Origin of the sequence: Streptomyces hilarionis, assembly GCF_024539675.1 — a bacterium.
Classification (GTDB): Bacteria; Actinomycetota; Actinomycetes; order Streptomycetales; family Streptomycetaceae; genus Streptomyces; species Streptomyces hilarionis.
Genome location: NZ_JAHHIT010000061.1, coordinates 17962 through 31372, shown reverse-complemented (window position 1 = coordinate 31372; position 13411 = coordinate 17962). Strand labels below are relative to the sequence as shown.

Here is a 13411-nt window from a genome sequence, read left to right as displayed (position 1 = left end):
CGGCACCCGCTACCGCTACCGCTACCGCTCCGGGACTTCGGCTGCTGCTTCTGCGTCATGCGGGGCAGCGGCCGAGCCGTTCGACCACTCCCGCCGGGAGGAACGCGGGCCGGTGCGGCAGGCCGACCTGGTACGAGACGAAGCCCAGCGAGGAGGCCACGGACACCTCCTGGGCCGTCTCCGCCTGGTAGACGACCCTACAGCCGGCCGATTCCTCCCTGGCGCGCTCCCACAGGGCCGGGGCGGGCTTGCGTTCGGCCTCGGTGCGCGGCGTGCGGATCCGGTCGCCGAAGTCCGCCCAGGCGAAGGCCACCGGACCCCGCCACGTCGCGTCGACCTCCGCCCGGAGCCGGGCGGCGCGCGCGGCGTCGGTCGCGCCCCAGGAGGGCGGGACGTTGGTGATCAGGCCGACCCTGACGTGGTGTCGGCGCAGGGTCCGCAGGTAGGAGGCGGCCCCGGGCAGGTAGGCGGTGCTGCCGTCCTCGGCGGTGTGGACCAGGGTCTCCCCCAGGTCGAAGTAGACGACGGGACAGGCCCGTTCGCCGTGCGCACGCGGGGCGGCGGCCGGGCCCCGGCCGGCGTCCTCGGGCGCTGCCGCGGTCGCCGGCGTGCAGAGCAGCGACGACACCAGCGCCGCGCCGAGGGCGAGGCCCACACGGGTCGGCGTGCGTGAGGTGGATCCGTTCATGTGCACCGTTGTCCCTTCAATGTCATAGGCATGACACGCTAACGCTCCTGTGGACCCCCGGTGGGCCGAGTCCACGACTGGCCTGATCCCGCCCCTCGGCCCGGACGCGGCGCACGTTCCCCGCCCGCGCCCGCCCGCGCGAGGAGACGGGCACGGGCACATCACCCGTTCGCCGTGCATCCGCGGACGCCTCGCCGGTGCAACCTCCCTGTGGACGCCTTCGACACCCCATGGAGCCACGCAATGATCACCGCACCCCCGCCGGTCACGCCCGGCCCCCGCCCGTGACCACCGCGCACTGGCTCTTCGGGGACCAGCTCGGACCGCACTTCCTGACTCCCGGCCAGGACGGCCCGGACCGCGACGCGCCCGTCGTGATGATCGAGGCGCGGTCGGTCTTCCGCCGTCGCCGCTTCCACCGCGCCAAGGCCCACCTCCTGCTGTCCGCCATGCGCCACCGGGCGGCCGAACTCGGCGACCGCGTGCGCTACGTCAAGGCGGACACGTACCGCGCGGGGGTGCGCGAAGCGGTCGGCTCCGCTCCGCTGACCGTGCACCACCCGACCTCCCGGGCGGCCCTCGGACTCGTACGGGCCATGGACGGCGTGCGGGTGCTTCCCGCGCGAGGCTTCCTCGTCCCGCACGACGACTTCCGGGCCTGGGCCGACGGCCACGGCGGCGAACGCCTGCGGCAGGAGGACTTCTACCGCTGGGTGCGCCGCGGCCACGACCTGCTGATGAACGGCGAGGAGCCGGCGGGCGGGCGCTGGAACCACGATCACGCCAACCGGGAGGCCCCTCCCGGCGGGGCGCGCACGCTGGGGGCGCCGGCCCCCTACCGTCCCCACGAGGACGGCGTGGACGACGAGGTGCGACACGACCTGGACCGGTGGGAACGCTCGGGAGAGGTGTCGTTCGTGGGCCGTGACGGACCGCGGCTGTTCCCCGCCTCACGGCGTGAGGCCCGCAGCGCCCTGCGCCGCTTCGTCGCCCACCGGCTCGCCGGCTTCGGCCCGCACGAGGACGCCATGCTCGCCGGTGACCCGGTGCTCAGTCACAGCCTGCTGTCCTCGTCGCTGAACCTCGGGCTCCTCGACCCCGCGGAGTGCGTCGGCCTCGCGGAGGAGGCCTGGCGCCGCGGCGACGCGCCGGTCAACAGCGTCGAGGGGTTCGTGCGGCAGATCGCCGGGTGGCGCGAGTACGTGTGGCAGCTGTACTGGTACTTCGGCGAGGACTACCGGCGGGGCAACGCCCTGGGGCACCACGCGCCGCTGCCCGACTGGTTCCTCGACCTGGACGCCGACGCCGTCACCGCGCGCTGTCTGTCCACCGTCCTCGCGCAGGTGCGCGACACGGGCTGGACCCACCACATCCCCCGCCTGATGCTGCTCGGCAGTCACGCGCTCCAGCGCGGCTGGGACCCGGCGGCGGTGACCGACTGGTTCCACCGCTGCTTCGTCGACGGCTACGACTGGGTGATGCTGCCGAACGTCGTCGGCATGTCCCAGTACGCGGACGGCGGACGGATGACGACCAAGCCGTACACCTCGGGCGGCGCGTACGTGAACCGCATGAGCGACTTCTGCGGTCCGTGCGCCTACCGCCCGAGCGTGCGAGCCGGCGCCGGCGCCTGTCCGTTCACCGCCGGGTACTGGGCCTTCCTGCATCGCCACCGTGCCCGGCTCGAGCGCAATCCGCGCATGTCACAGGCGGTGCGCGGACTGGACCGGCTGAAGGATCTCGACGACCTGCTCGACCAGGAGAGGCGACGCGGGGACGGCCCGCCGTGAGCCGTCGCGGGCGCCGCGCTCCGGGGCGCACCGATTCACCCGTCTGCCGTGCAACCATGCGCCGCGTACGAGGCGAAGACGGAGACGGGAGCCGCGGTGAACGGCGCGGCTGCGAGGGGGACCCCACTTCGAGAGGAACTTCCATGAAGCTGAGCGACGAACTTCCCGTCGATCACAAGCTGGCCACGGTCTACCGCTACGGCGCCGCGCTGTGCGGCCTCATCCTGCTGGTGTTCGGCACCCTGGGCTTCGCCGACCGGCTGAGCCCCTTCGACACGGACGGCCGGCACCTCGCCGGCATGTCGACCAACGGCCTTCTCAGCCTCGTCTCCGTCGTCTTCGGCCTCGCCCTGATCGCGGGGGCCTTCGTCGGGGGCAACGCCGCCTCGACGCTCAACATGGTCGTCGGCACGCTGTTCCTGCTGAGCGGCTTCGTCCATCTCGCGGTGCTGGACCGGTCGGCCAACATCCTGGACTTCGGCATGGCCAACGTGATGTTCAGCTTCGTCATGGGACTGATCGTCCTGACGTTCGGCATGTACGGGCGGGTCTCCGGCGGGCTTCCGCACGACAACCCCTACTGGCGACGCCGCCACGCGGCTGAGGAGGAGCGGCGGTCCCAGGCCCGCCGACGCCTCGTCGGACCCGTCGGACCCGACGAGCCGACCCGAACGGCTGCCGGCGGCGTCGGCCCCGCGGCCCCGACGGCCCTGCCCTCCTCCGGGTCCGCCGAGGGGCGCACGGCCCGGTGAACCGCCGGGCCCGCGCCCGCGCCGGCCGCCGGACGATGCGCCGGCCCGAGGAGCGTCCGGCGCTTTCGCCGCCGTCGCTCTGCCCGACGCCCGCCGACTCCTCGGTGGCCGGCCACTTCTCCAGCCCTCCCGCGGTCACGTGGACGGCCTCGTGGAACTGGCGGGCCGTCTCGTCACGATCGCCCCGGTGCCCGTCGTCCGCCATCAGGAACGGCGGCCCTTCTTGCGCAGCGCATCGGGCTTGTGCACGGCCGAGCGTCCGGACTTGTCGCTCTCGACCTCGTACTGCGGCTCCTCGGGCGAGGCGTCGACGGTGCGGCCGGCGGCCTCGGTGCGCCCGGTGATCTTCTTCTTGACCTTTCCGGGGACGTCCTGGCCGTGGCTCTTCCACGTCACCTCGTCGCCCTTGCTCAGGTCGTCCTTCTCGGGCATGGCGGTCCTCTCGCGACGGATGGCGACGGGCCGGGCGCGATGGGGGCACAAGGACCGCGGAGCGGCCGCCCGGCCCGTCCGGCCTCGTCCTGGTTCCCACCGTCGCGCCGTGGCGCCCTTCCCGCATCCGCGGACGGCGGGCGGGGGGCCCGGTGACGACGTGCGGGCGACGGCGGTCGACCGGGGGACAACGGACGGCGAGGCACGGAGAAGTGCGGAGAGGTGCCGCGGAGCGCGCGTTCCGGCGCTGCGAGTCGAGGGACGTCCCGCGGCATCGAGTTGGCATGTCCCGGCCATCGGTTAGCCTCGACCTCGCCGGCGCGGAATCCGCTCCGCACGGACAACGGCGGGTGTCCCGCCGGAGGGGGAAATTCATGAACGGACATCTGCGCGCGGGGCCGATGTGGCCGGGGCTGCTGCGCGCCCTGGTGGCTTGCGCGCTGCTGGCCCTCGGCCTCGTGGTCCTGCCGGCCGCGCCCGCGCACGCCACGGGCGACTGCCGGGCCTACGGGGAGACCAGCGTCCAGGGAGCGCTCGCCGTGAAGGCGGCCTGCGACGAGGTCGCGGCCGGCACCATGTACTCGTGGGGAGGCGGCCACGGCCCCGTGCCCGGCAAGACGCACGGGACTCCGGACGGCGGCGGCGACGAGGCGTGGAACGACGGCAACGTCGTCGGCTTCGACTGCTCGGGGCTGACGCGCTGGGCATGGTCGGTGGCCACCGGCCGCGACATCCTGGGGCCCGGAACGACGTCGGACGTCTTCGACCGTTACTGGCCGGTCCGCTTCTCGGGCAGCGACGGCACAACCCATCTCAAGCCGGGCGACGTGCTGTTCTGGAAGGCCAGCCGGTTCCTGGTGTGGATGAGCACCACGCACACCGCGATCTACCTCGGCGACGGCAAGATCGTGGAGGCGGCGGAGTCCCAGCACCCCCTCCAGGTCGCCGACTTCAGCTCGCACAGCAGCAGCATCTACGTGGGGGCGATCAGGCCGGGCGAGGGCTCCGACTCCGCCTCGCCCGACAACTCCGGCCTCCCCGGCCAGCTCTTCAGCACGTGGGGCGAGTGGGTCCGCGCGGGGAACGAACCGCGCCGCGGATCGACGGTGCAGCACACCTTCCCGGGTCCCACCCAGGTGAAGATCTCCTGCCAGACGCACGGCGAGTCGATCACGGCCGAGGGGATCACCAACGACCTGTGGTCGTACCTGCCCGGGTACGACGCCTGGATCACCAACATCTACGTGCGAGGCCCCGCCGCGCTGCCGGGCGTCCCCGACTGCCTGAGCGGAGGCCCGGTCGCCGGAAGCGGCGGCGACGGACGGTTCACCACCTGGGGCGACGGGGTGAACGTGCGCTCCCGGCCCACGCTCGGCGCCGCCGTGCGGCAGACCATCGGCGGCGAGACGTCGGTGCGCGTCTCCTGCCAGCAGCACGGTGACGTCGTCAACGCGGAGGGCCTGGTCAACACGGTCTGGTCGTACCTGCCCGACTACGGCGGCTGGATCACCAACATCTACCTCAAGGGCCCGGCCGTGCTGCCCGGGGTTCCCGACTGCGCCGGCGGCGCGCTCGGCGGGGGCCCCGCCGTGGCGGGCTGCACCGACGGCGGAGCCCCCGACGGCACGGGCGCCCGCTCGCCGCGCTCGGTGTCCGTCGCGGGCCGGCTCATCGAACTGCGCTACAGCGACACCACCGAGTGCGCCTGGGGACGGATCACCGGCGGAGCGTCCGGCGACGAGGTCTGGGTCGACCGCAGCCTCACCGGGGGCCAGTCCTGGGACCAGCTCGGCTTCACCAGGATCACCAGCGGCTCGGACGTGTTCACCACCGAGTGGAACGACCACAACGTGGTGATGCGGGCCTGCGGCAGCCCCGGGGACAGCGACACGGTCGTCTGCACCGACTGGTTCTGACCACGGGCGGCGGACGACGGCAGCGGACCTCCGGCGCCGGCCCCACGGCCGGCCGCCGGCGGTCCGCCCGCCGTCCCGCTGCGCGCGTCGGCCGTCGACGGGCCGGCCGACGCGCGACGCGGCGGCGGCATCAGTCCTTGACGCGGTGCAGTCGTATCTCCCGGTTGACGAAGAGGTGCACGAAACCGCACCGCATGCAGATGAGCCCGGTGGCGGTCTCGTCGGCCCAGGCCAGATTGAACATCTCCCCGCCGGTGCTGTTGAGCTTCACGCCCCGTTCCCGGAAACGGTCGCTCTCGCAGACCTGACACGTGATCCACAGCTCGCCCAACGAGGCCCGCACCGCTTTGGCCATGACATCCATCCCCTTTGTCCCGCCCAACACGGTGGCTGGGCCCTCAGCACTCCGTCGCTCCTGCCCGGCCTGCTTATGATCATCACCGGGCGACCCGCCGTCCGGGAAAGCATTTGAGCAAGAACTGAGCACGCGATTCCGGCCGGGGCGCCCGGCGAGGCCCTATCGTCTGAGCCCGTGATCAAAAACGGTGTTCCGCTGCCCCCGACGGTCTACCCGCTCGCCAAGGGCCGCGTGTGGGCGCTGCTGGCCGGCGCGCTCGTCTTCGTCGCCCTGGGCACGGGCTTCCTGGTCGTCCACTCGACCGTGAAGATGACGGTGGCGGGGGCGCTGGCCGTGCCCTTCTTCGGGGCCTGCGCGGTGCTCATCGCCCTGCGGCTGATCCGCGACCGCCCGGAGCTGGTGCTGGACGACGCGGGAGTGGAGCACGTCAGCCTGGGACGGTTCCGCTGGGAGGAGATAGCCCTCGTGCGGATACGCGAGCAGCGGGTGCGCAACGCCTCGCAGACGTTCATCGAGCTGGTGCTGCACGATCCGGACGCCTATCTCGCGCGGGCGCCCCGGCTTGTCCGCAACACCGCGTCCATGAACGCACGACTCGGCTTCGGACCGGCCGGCATGGCTGTGAACACGTTGCCCGTGCCGCCCGAGGCGGTCCTCGACGCGATGCGGACCCATTGCCCCGGACTCGCCGTGCGGTACTGAGCGCACGGCCCGCCGGACGCCCGGTACTCGAACGCGTCCGCCGGAGCGCCGCGGGACAGGGGCCGCTCTAGGCTGGGAACAGTGCTGGGAACCAGCCTTGGCGGGCGTGGCTGTCCGGACGGAGGCGTGGTGCGTGGAGATGGCAGGAACGCAGGACATGCCCACCGCCGTGGTCGTGGTGGACCCGGACGGCGTGGTGAGCTGCTGGAGCGAGGAAGGCCGGCAGCTGCTCGGCTGGACGGCTCGGGACACCGTCGGCCGCCCCGTCGCCGACCTGCTGGTCGATCCCCCGCCGCCCGGCTTTCCCGAGGGCTACGGCTCCGACCCCGACACGACGGGGTTCGTGCCCCTGCGCCACCGGGACGGTTCCACGGTGGACGCCGTGGTGACGGCTCACCCGCTGACCGGCCCCGAGGGGGCGTTCGGCCACGTGGTGACGTTCCAGCGGTGGGGCCGCCGCCCGGTGATCGCCGACCTGGCCTTCGAGCAGTGTCCGTTCGCCCTGGGCGTCTACGATCCTGAGCTGCGGTTCCTGTGGATCAACGCGTCCTCGGGCCGGGTGATCGCGCACTCCGAGGAACAGGTGCTCGGCAAGAAGTACCGCGAGGTGCTTCCCGAGTTCGACCGCTCGCTGTTTCCCGAGAGGGACGACAAGCCCTACACCGACAAGCTCTCCGAAGTGGCGCGGACGGGCCGTCCCGCGCGCCTGATCACCGTGTTCCACCCCCGCGGCAGCGACTACGCCAACGCCTGGGCCACCAGCATCTGGCCCGTCCGGGATGCCGACGGCCAGGTCCGTGCCGTCGCCAACTGGGGCTTCGACATGAGCGCCGAGTACTGGGCCCGGCAACGCCTGCTCCTCCTCAACCGGGCCGGCAGCGGCATCGGCCGGACCCTCGACGTCGTCGGCACCGCCCGGGAGCTGGCCGACACCCCCGTACCGGGATTCGTCGACCTCGTGTGCGTGGACCTCTTCGACGAGGTGCTGCGCGGCGAGGAACCGCCCTCCGTGGCGGCGTTCGCGTCCGCGGAGACGATCGAGCTCAGCCGTGCCGCCCGACACGGCGCGGACGAGGGCGAGGGCGCCGCCGGCCCGGGTTCCGGCCCCCCGGCACGGGTCGCCCACCCGCCCGCTTCCGTCGCCGCCCGGTGCATGGTCACCGGCAGGTCGACGGTCGAGCTCGCCGCCGAGCCCGGCGAGGGCGGCGAGTGGGCCTTCGGGCCCGGGCTCGCCGCCGACCCGGCCCACTGGCCGGCGGGCAACCCGGTGATCGACGCGTCCCTCGCCGCACAAGGGCTGACCGGCCGGATCACCGTGCCGCTGCGGGGCGGCGCGCTGCTCGGCGTCGTCACGTTCTCCCGCAGCGCACGGCCCGAGGCGTTCACCGCCGACGATCTGATCCTCGCCGAGGAGCTCGCCGCCAAGGCGGCCGTGGCCATCGACAACGCGCGGCGCTACTCGCGCGAGCGGACCACCGCGCTGACCCTGCAACGCAGCCTTCTGCCGCAGGGACTGCCGAACCAGGAGGCCGTCGAGGTGGCGTCCCGCTACCTGCCGGGCGGGACCGGCACGGAGGTGGGCGGCGACTGGTTCGACGTCATTCCGCTGTCCGGCGCCCGGGTCGCCCTGGTCGTCGGCGACGTCGTCGGCCACGGCCTGCACGCCTCGGCCAGCATGGGCCGACTGCGCACGGCGGTGCGCACGCTCGCCGACGTCGACCTGCCCCCCGACGAGCTGCTGACGCATCTGGACGACCTGGTCCTGCACCTCGCCGCCGACCTCCGAGCCGACCGTCACTTCCAGCCGACCGGCGAGACCGGCGCCACCTGCCTGTACGCCGTCTACGATCCCGTCTCCCGCCGCCTCACCGTGGCGAGCGCCGGGCATCCGCTCCCGCTGGTCGTCGCCCCGGACGGCACCGGGATCCCGGTGCCGGCCCATCCCGGGCCGCCGCTCGGCATCGGCGGGCTGCCGTTCGAGGCCACCGAGCTCGAAGTCCCGGAGGGCAGCCTGCTCGCCCTCTACACCGACGGGCTGCTGGAAAGCCGCGAGCGCGACGTCGACCGGCGCACCGCCGAACTGCGGCACGCGCTGAACCACGCGGCCACCTCGCTCGACGCCCTGTGCGACGCGGTGATCGACGCCATGCTGCCCGATCGCCGCACCGACGACGCGGCCCTGCTGCTCGCCCGCACCCACGCCCTGGCACGCCACCACGTCGCCGACTGGGACGTGGAACCCGACCCCGAACAGGTGCCCCGCGCCAGGAAGTTCGCCGTCGACCAGGTGGACGCCTGGGGGCTGGAGGAGGCGGCGTTCGTCACCGAACTGGTCGTGAGCGAGCTGGTCACCAACGCCATCCGCTACGGCCGGCCGCCGATCAGACTGCGGCTGATCCGCGACACTTCGCTGATCTGCGAGGTCTCCGACGCCAGCAGCACCGCTCCGCACCTGCGCCGGGCCCGCGCCTTCGACGAGGGCGGCCGGGGCCTGCTGCTCGTCGCTCAGCTCACCCAGGGATGGGGCACCCGGCAGACGCCCGAGGGCAAGACCATCTGGTGCGCTCAATCCCTTCCCGAGCGCGGCCGGCCCTGAGCACGACGGCCGGGGCCGTTGGTCCCCGGGCTTTCGTGAGCGTCACCCGATCGGCCCCCGCCCGTGCGGCGTAAGTGCCTCGGACGGGGTCTCCTGGGAGGAGAAAGGCATCCCGTCAAGGAGGCCAATCATGTACGAGATGCGTCCTGGACCCAACCAGCACGGCAGCGCCGTCGTCTGGCACGTCACCGCGAAGCAGGCGGCCTTCGCCCTGTGCGGGCAACAGCTCAGCGAGCGAGCGGACATCACGCAGGATGAGCAGGCACGGCACTGTCCTCCGTGCATGGACTCCTTCGCCCAGCTCGTCACGAGCAAGGCGGTCTGAGCCGCTCCGGGCACCCGCCGCGCAGGCTCACGCCTGGGCGGGCGGGACCGGGAAGAGGAGGCAGCTGCTGGTGGCGTGGGCGAGCAGGCGGTCCCGGTCGTCGACCAACTGCGCCTGCGCGAGGGCGGTTCGACGCCCCTCGTGGACCACCGTGCCGACGGCGCGCACCCTGCCCGTCTCCACGGTGATGCGCCGCAGGAACTTCACCGTCAGATCGAGCGAGGTGTACGCCATGCCGGGCGGGAGGGTCGTCTGCACGGCGCATCCCGCCGCCGAGTCGAGCAGGGTGGCGAAGATGCCGCCGTGCACGCTGCCGATCGGGTTGTAGTGCTCCTCGCCGGGCGTCAGGGAGAAGACGGCCCTGCCGGGCTCCACCTCGTCCAGCGCGAAGTCGACGGTGTGGTTGATGGGCGGCCCCGGCAGCCGCCCCGACTGCAACGCCCGCAGGAAGTCGATGCCGGACATGCGTCCGGCGGCTTCCGCGAGCAGCGCGGGATCTTCCCATTGGTACGTACGTGATCGCCCCACGGCCGAGCGCCCTCCCATCTGGCTTCTTCCAGCGAAGCTAGCCCGGGAACATCTGGCTGTCAATGACGAAGCCTGGCTCTACGATGGCGGTATGGAGTGGCTTGAGGCGAGCACGGAGAACTGCCCCATCCAGCGCACGCTCGACGTGGTGGGAGAGAAGTGGACGTTGCTGATCCTGCGCGACGCGGTCAACGGCGTCCGCCGCTTCGACGACTTCCACCGCCACATCGGCCTGTCCGAGGCCGTGCTCAGCGACCGTCTGCGCAAGCTGGTCGCGGCGGAGATCCTCAGGACCGTGCCGTACCGGGAGCCGGGCAGCCGCTCGCGCAACGAATACCGCCTGACCCGCAAGGGCTGGGACCTGTGGCCGGTCCTGATGGCGCTCGGCCAGTGGGGCGAGGCGTACGCCGTCGGCGCCGAGGGCCCCGTGCTGGACGTGCGGCACACCGGCTGCGACGCTCCTGTCCGCGTCGTCGTCGCCTGCTCGCAGGAGCATTCCGCCCTCGCGCCCGGGCAGGTCACCGCCCGGCTGGGACCCGGCGCCCGGCCGCGGTCGTAGACGCTCCGCAAGGGACGCGGCCGGGCGGACCGTGGGGCACCATGACTGCCCATGGGTGAGATTTCCGAACTGGTGGGTCTTCTGGGGCTGGAGCCGCACGTCGAGGGCGGGTGGTTCCGGCAGACGTGGCGAACCGGGCCGACGGCGGTTCCGGACGGGTACCCGGGGCCGCGCCCCTTCGCGACCGGCATCTACTTCCTCCTGCACCCGGGCGAGGAGTCCCGTTGGCATCGGGTGCGTTCGGACGAGCTGTGGCTGTGGCACCGGGGCGGCGCGCTGACGCTGCGGCTCGGCGGGAACGGAGCCGCGCCGCAGGAGGAGACCGTCGCTTCCCTCGGACCGGACGTCGCGCACGGGCAGCAGCCGCAACTCCTCGTGCCGGCCGGCGTCTGGCAGACCGCGCGGCCGGCCGGTGATCAGCCGGTGCTGGTGTCCTGCGTCGTCGCCCCGGGCTTCGACTACGAGGACTTCGAGATGGCGTGACGGGCCGCGAGAGCACCCGGCGCGGGGCGTAGGTCGTCGTCGTGCAGGTCGCGGCAGGATGCCGTGACACGGCGGGGCGCCGTCGGCGCCCCGCCACCGGGACCGGACATGTCCGTCCAGGTCGGTCCGGTCAGTCCACGTACCACTTGCCGCACTTGGTGACGCCGTCGATCTCGGCGCACGCGCGGGCGGCGAAGTTCGAGTTGAAGACGGACTGCGTGCGGCTGCCGGTGTAGGGGCCGCACATCTTCCAGCCCTCGCTCTTCGCCTGCTGGTCGCTGACGATGCCCTTGAAGTCGGGGAACGAGTGGAAGCTGCGGTCGACCCACAGCCGGTCGCCGGACTGGCGGCCGGACTTGATCTCCGCGCGGCTGTAGCGGTCGAGCGCCGACTCGTTCTGCAACTCGACGCGGCGGCCGTGGAAGTCGAACGACGCTCCGGACTCGACGGCCCTGAAGCGGCCGATGACGCCGATGCCGTCGCAGTCGTCCTCGGTGGCCGAGGCCGCCGACGCGGGGACGAAGACGACGGCGCCGCTGCTGATCAGCACGGCCGAGGCCGCGATCACGCGACCCATACGGGGCTTCTTCACAGGGGTTCCTTTTCGGTGGCATGTACAGGTGGGGAGTCAACGCCGTGCCGGACGGACCGCGATCCCGACGCCTGGAGGGCGTCGTCGTCCCGGTCCGGCTCAGCGGCTGTCGCGTTGCCCACCGAACGGTGCGCCACGAACCTTGTGAAAATCTTGCGAGGCGGCTGTGAGCCGACCGGGGGGCGGCCTCGGGCGGCGTCCGCCTCGCCCAGGAGCCGTCGCGGCCGTCGCCTAGTAGCTGTCGTAGGTGGGCTCGCCGTTCGTCCGGTACACGCCGACGACGGTGCCGCCCTTGGTCGTCGAGACGCTCACCGGCTCCAGCGCGGTGGGGATCGCCCCGCCGGCGAACAGCCGCTTGCCGGTGCCGATGATCACCGGATGGACGGTGAGCCGGAACTCGTCGACCAGGCCGTGCCGCATGAGGGTCTGGGCCAGGTCTCCGCTGCCGACGACGTTGATGTTCCCCCCGTCGGACGCCTTCAGCTCGCGCACCGCGTCGGCGACGTCGCCCTCCAGGAGCGTGGAGTTCTGCCAGTCGACGGACGTCAGGGTCCGGGACGCCACGTACTTGTGCATGGTGTTCATCCGCTCGGTGAACGGGTTGCCGGGATCGGCGTTCGGCCAGTAGGACGCGAAGATGTCGTACGTCTTGCGGCCGAGGAGCATCGCGTCGGACTGCTCGTACCAACCGGCGATGGCGGCGCCGACCTCGTCGTCGCTCACCGGCTTCTGCCAGCCGCCGTGCTCGAAGCCGCTCTCGGTGTCCTCGTCCGGACCGCCGGGCGCCTGCATGACGCCGTCCAGGGTGAGGAACGTGCAAACGATGATCTTGCGCATGGTGCGCTCCTTTCGTCGACGGGTAGACGACACGAGCGCCGAGAACTCATCGGGGGCAGGTCCAGGGGAGCGTGGGGCGTCCCCGCACGACGCCGGCCGGGCGGGGCCGTGGGCGAGGAGCTCTCGGCGGTCTCCGCGATGGTGTCCTCGCCGGGACGCGCCCGCCACCCGGGAAGCCGCTCCGCCTCGGCGCCGCGGGCGGCGCGATCTCGCCGCGCCCGGCACCGAGGCCGTCGCGGTTCCGGCGGCCGTCCACCACGACGAGGCGGCGCGCGGCGTCGGCGCCGGGCCCGACCTCGGTAGGCTGCGCTCGTGCGCACGGTCGAGGTTCTGCTGGACGAGGCGGCGGACGCGGCCGTCCGGGACGCCTGGCGGCGGCTCGCGGAAGCGGGGCTGCCCAGTCAGGCGCGCCACCGCTCGCCCACCAACAGTCCCCACCTCACCCTGGCCTCCTGCGCGGAGCTGACCGCGCCGATCCGCTGGGAACTCGCCGAGGTGGCCGCCTTGCTGCCGTTGCCGGTGCGGTTCACGGGCGCGGTCAGGTTCGAGCGGCCCACCTCGGTGCTGGCCTGGGCACTCGACCTGGACACCGCTCTGGCGGCCCTGCACCGCCGGGTGTGGGAGGCGGTCGCGTCGGACACCCCGCCCGAGCTCCTCAACCCCTTCCACGAGCCCGGACGCTGGAGCCCGCACGTCACCCTCGGCCGCACCCGGCGCGCCGGGGCCTTCTCCGACCGGCGGATCCCCGGACTGCTGCCCGCGCCGCCGTTGTCGGTCCGGCTCACCGCTGTGCGCAGTTACGACACCGAGACCGGCGCCCTGGAGATGCTCGCGCCCCGCCCCTGAGGCGGCC

Annotated in this window: 15 protein-coding genes and 1 pseudogene; 9 read left to right on the top strand and 7 right to left on the bottom strand. The window is 72.9% G+C overall.

The window, feature by feature from the left end; genetic code table 11:
• Window positions 1-55: 55 nt before the first annotated feature.
• On the bottom strand, window positions 56-688 hold the full coding sequence (locus KMS84_RS16070; protein ID WP_256916890.1) for a hypothetical protein: 633 nt from the start codon (window positions 686-688) through the stop codon (window positions 56-58).
• Between the two features lie 284 nt (window positions 689-972).
• Between KMS84_RS16070 and KMS84_RS16065 the strand changes: the two genes are divergently transcribed.
• Both KMS84_RS16065 and KMS84_RS16060 read left to right on the top strand, forming a co-directional pair.
• Window positions 973-2478, top strand: a complete 1506-nt coding sequence (locus tag KMS84_RS16065; RefSeq protein WP_256916916.1) for a cryptochrome/photolyase family protein — start codon at window positions 973-975, stop codon at window positions 2476-2478.
• 143 nt (window positions 2479-2621) lie between these two features.
• Window positions 2622-3230, top strand: a complete 609-nt coding sequence (locus KMS84_RS16060) for a DUF4383 domain-containing protein (RefSeq protein WP_256916889.1) — start codon at window positions 2622-2624, stop codon at window positions 3228-3230.
• Window positions 3231-3270: 40 nt separating this feature from the next.
• Here the strand turns inward: KMS84_RS16060 and KMS84_RS16055 are convergent.
• Together KMS84_RS16055 and KMS84_RS16050 are read right to left on the bottom strand one after the other, a co-directional pair.
• A pseudogene (locus KMS84_RS16055) lies at window positions 3271-3435 on the bottom strand (DUF3140 domain-containing protein); the annotation flags it as partial.
• Window positions 3435-3662: a hypervirulence associated TUDOR domain-containing protein gene (locus tag KMS84_RS16050; protein ID WP_256916888.1), complete on the bottom strand. Its 228-nt coding sequence runs from the start codon at window positions 3660-3662 to the stop codon at window positions 3435-3437. The gene KMS84_RS16050 and the pseudogene KMS84_RS16055, both read right to left, overlap by 1 nt.
• Before the next feature lie 374 nt (window positions 3663-4036).
• On the opposite strand from KMS84_RS16050, the gene KMS84_RS16045 reads away from it, so the two are divergent.
• The gene (locus tag KMS84_RS16045; RefSeq protein ID WP_256916887.1) at window positions 4037-5578 is read left to right on the top strand and encodes an NlpC/P60 family protein; all 1542 of its coding nucleotides are present in this window, start codon (window positions 4037-4039) and stop codon (window positions 5576-5578) included.
• A 130-nt stretch (window positions 5579-5708) separates the two neighbouring features.
• Here KMS84_RS16045 and KMS84_RS16040 read toward each other — a convergent pair whose 3' ends face one another.
• Window positions 5709-5933, bottom strand: coding sequence for a hypothetical protein (locus KMS84_RS16040; protein ID WP_256916886.1), 225 nt, complete (start codon window positions 5931-5933; stop codon window positions 5709-5711).
• Window positions 5934-6110: 177 nt separating this feature from the next.
• On the opposite strand from KMS84_RS16040, the gene KMS84_RS16035 reads away from it, so the two are divergent.
• From KMS84_RS16035 to KMS84_RS16025, 3 genes are all read left to right on the top strand, one after another.
• Complete coding sequence (locus KMS84_RS16035) at window positions 6111-6638, top strand: STM3941 family protein (RefSeq protein WP_256916885.1); 528 nt, start codon at window positions 6111-6113, stop codon at window positions 6636-6638.
• A 139-nt stretch (window positions 6639-6777) separates the two neighbouring features.
• Window positions 6778-9234 carry a SpoIIE family protein phosphatase gene (locus KMS84_RS16030; RefSeq protein ID WP_256916884.1) on the top strand — a complete coding sequence of 819 codons (2457 nt, stop codon included), beginning with the start codon at window positions 6778-6780 and terminating at the stop codon, window positions 9232-9234.
• A 130-nt stretch (window positions 9235-9364) separates the two neighbouring features.
• Window positions 9365-9559, top strand: coding sequence for a hypothetical protein (locus KMS84_RS16025; protein WP_256916883.1), 195 nt, complete (start codon window positions 9365-9367; stop codon window positions 9557-9559).
• A gap of 27 nt (window positions 9560-9586) precedes the next feature.
• On the opposite strand, the gene KMS84_RS16020 is transcribed toward KMS84_RS16025, so the two are convergent.
• The gene (locus KMS84_RS16020) at window positions 9587-10087 is read right to left on the bottom strand and encodes a PaaI family thioesterase (protein WP_256916882.1); all 501 of its coding nucleotides are present in this window, start codon (window positions 10085-10087) and stop codon (window positions 9587-9589) included.
• A gap of 91 nt (window positions 10088-10178) precedes the next feature.
• On the opposite strand from KMS84_RS16020, the gene KMS84_RS16015 reads away from it, so the two are divergent.
• Both KMS84_RS16015 and KMS84_RS16010 read left to right on the top strand, forming a co-directional pair.
• The gene (locus KMS84_RS16015; RefSeq protein WP_256916881.1) at window positions 10179-10646 is read left to right on the top strand and encodes a winged helix-turn-helix transcriptional regulator; all 468 of its coding nucleotides are present in this window, start codon (window positions 10179-10181) and stop codon (window positions 10644-10646) included.
• Window positions 10647-10697: 51 nt separating this feature from the next.
• Window positions 10698-11129 (top strand): cupin domain-containing protein, encoded by a 432-nt coding sequence (locus tag KMS84_RS16010; protein ID WP_256916880.1) that lies wholly within the window; start codon window positions 10698-10700, stop codon window positions 11127-11129.
• Between the two features lie 130 nt (window positions 11130-11259).
• On the opposite strand, the gene KMS84_RS16005 is transcribed toward KMS84_RS16010, so the two are convergent.
• A complete protein-coding gene (locus KMS84_RS16005) occupies window positions 11260-11721 on the bottom strand; it encodes a hypothetical protein (RefSeq protein WP_256916879.1) in 462 nt (153 codons plus the stop codon).
• A 231-nt stretch (window positions 11722-11952) separates the two neighbouring features.
• Window positions 11953-12558, bottom strand: coding sequence for a dihydrofolate reductase family protein (locus tag KMS84_RS16000; protein WP_256916878.1), 606 nt, complete (start codon window positions 12556-12558; stop codon window positions 11953-11955).
• Window positions 12559-12870: 312 nt separating this feature from the next.
• On the opposite strand from KMS84_RS16000, the gene KMS84_RS15995 reads away from it, so the two are divergent.
• Window positions 12871-13404: a 2'-5' RNA ligase family protein gene (locus KMS84_RS15995; protein WP_256916877.1), complete on the top strand. Its 534-nt coding sequence runs from the start codon at window positions 12871-12873 to the stop codon at window positions 13402-13404.
• Window positions 13405-13411 lie beyond the last annotated feature (7 nt).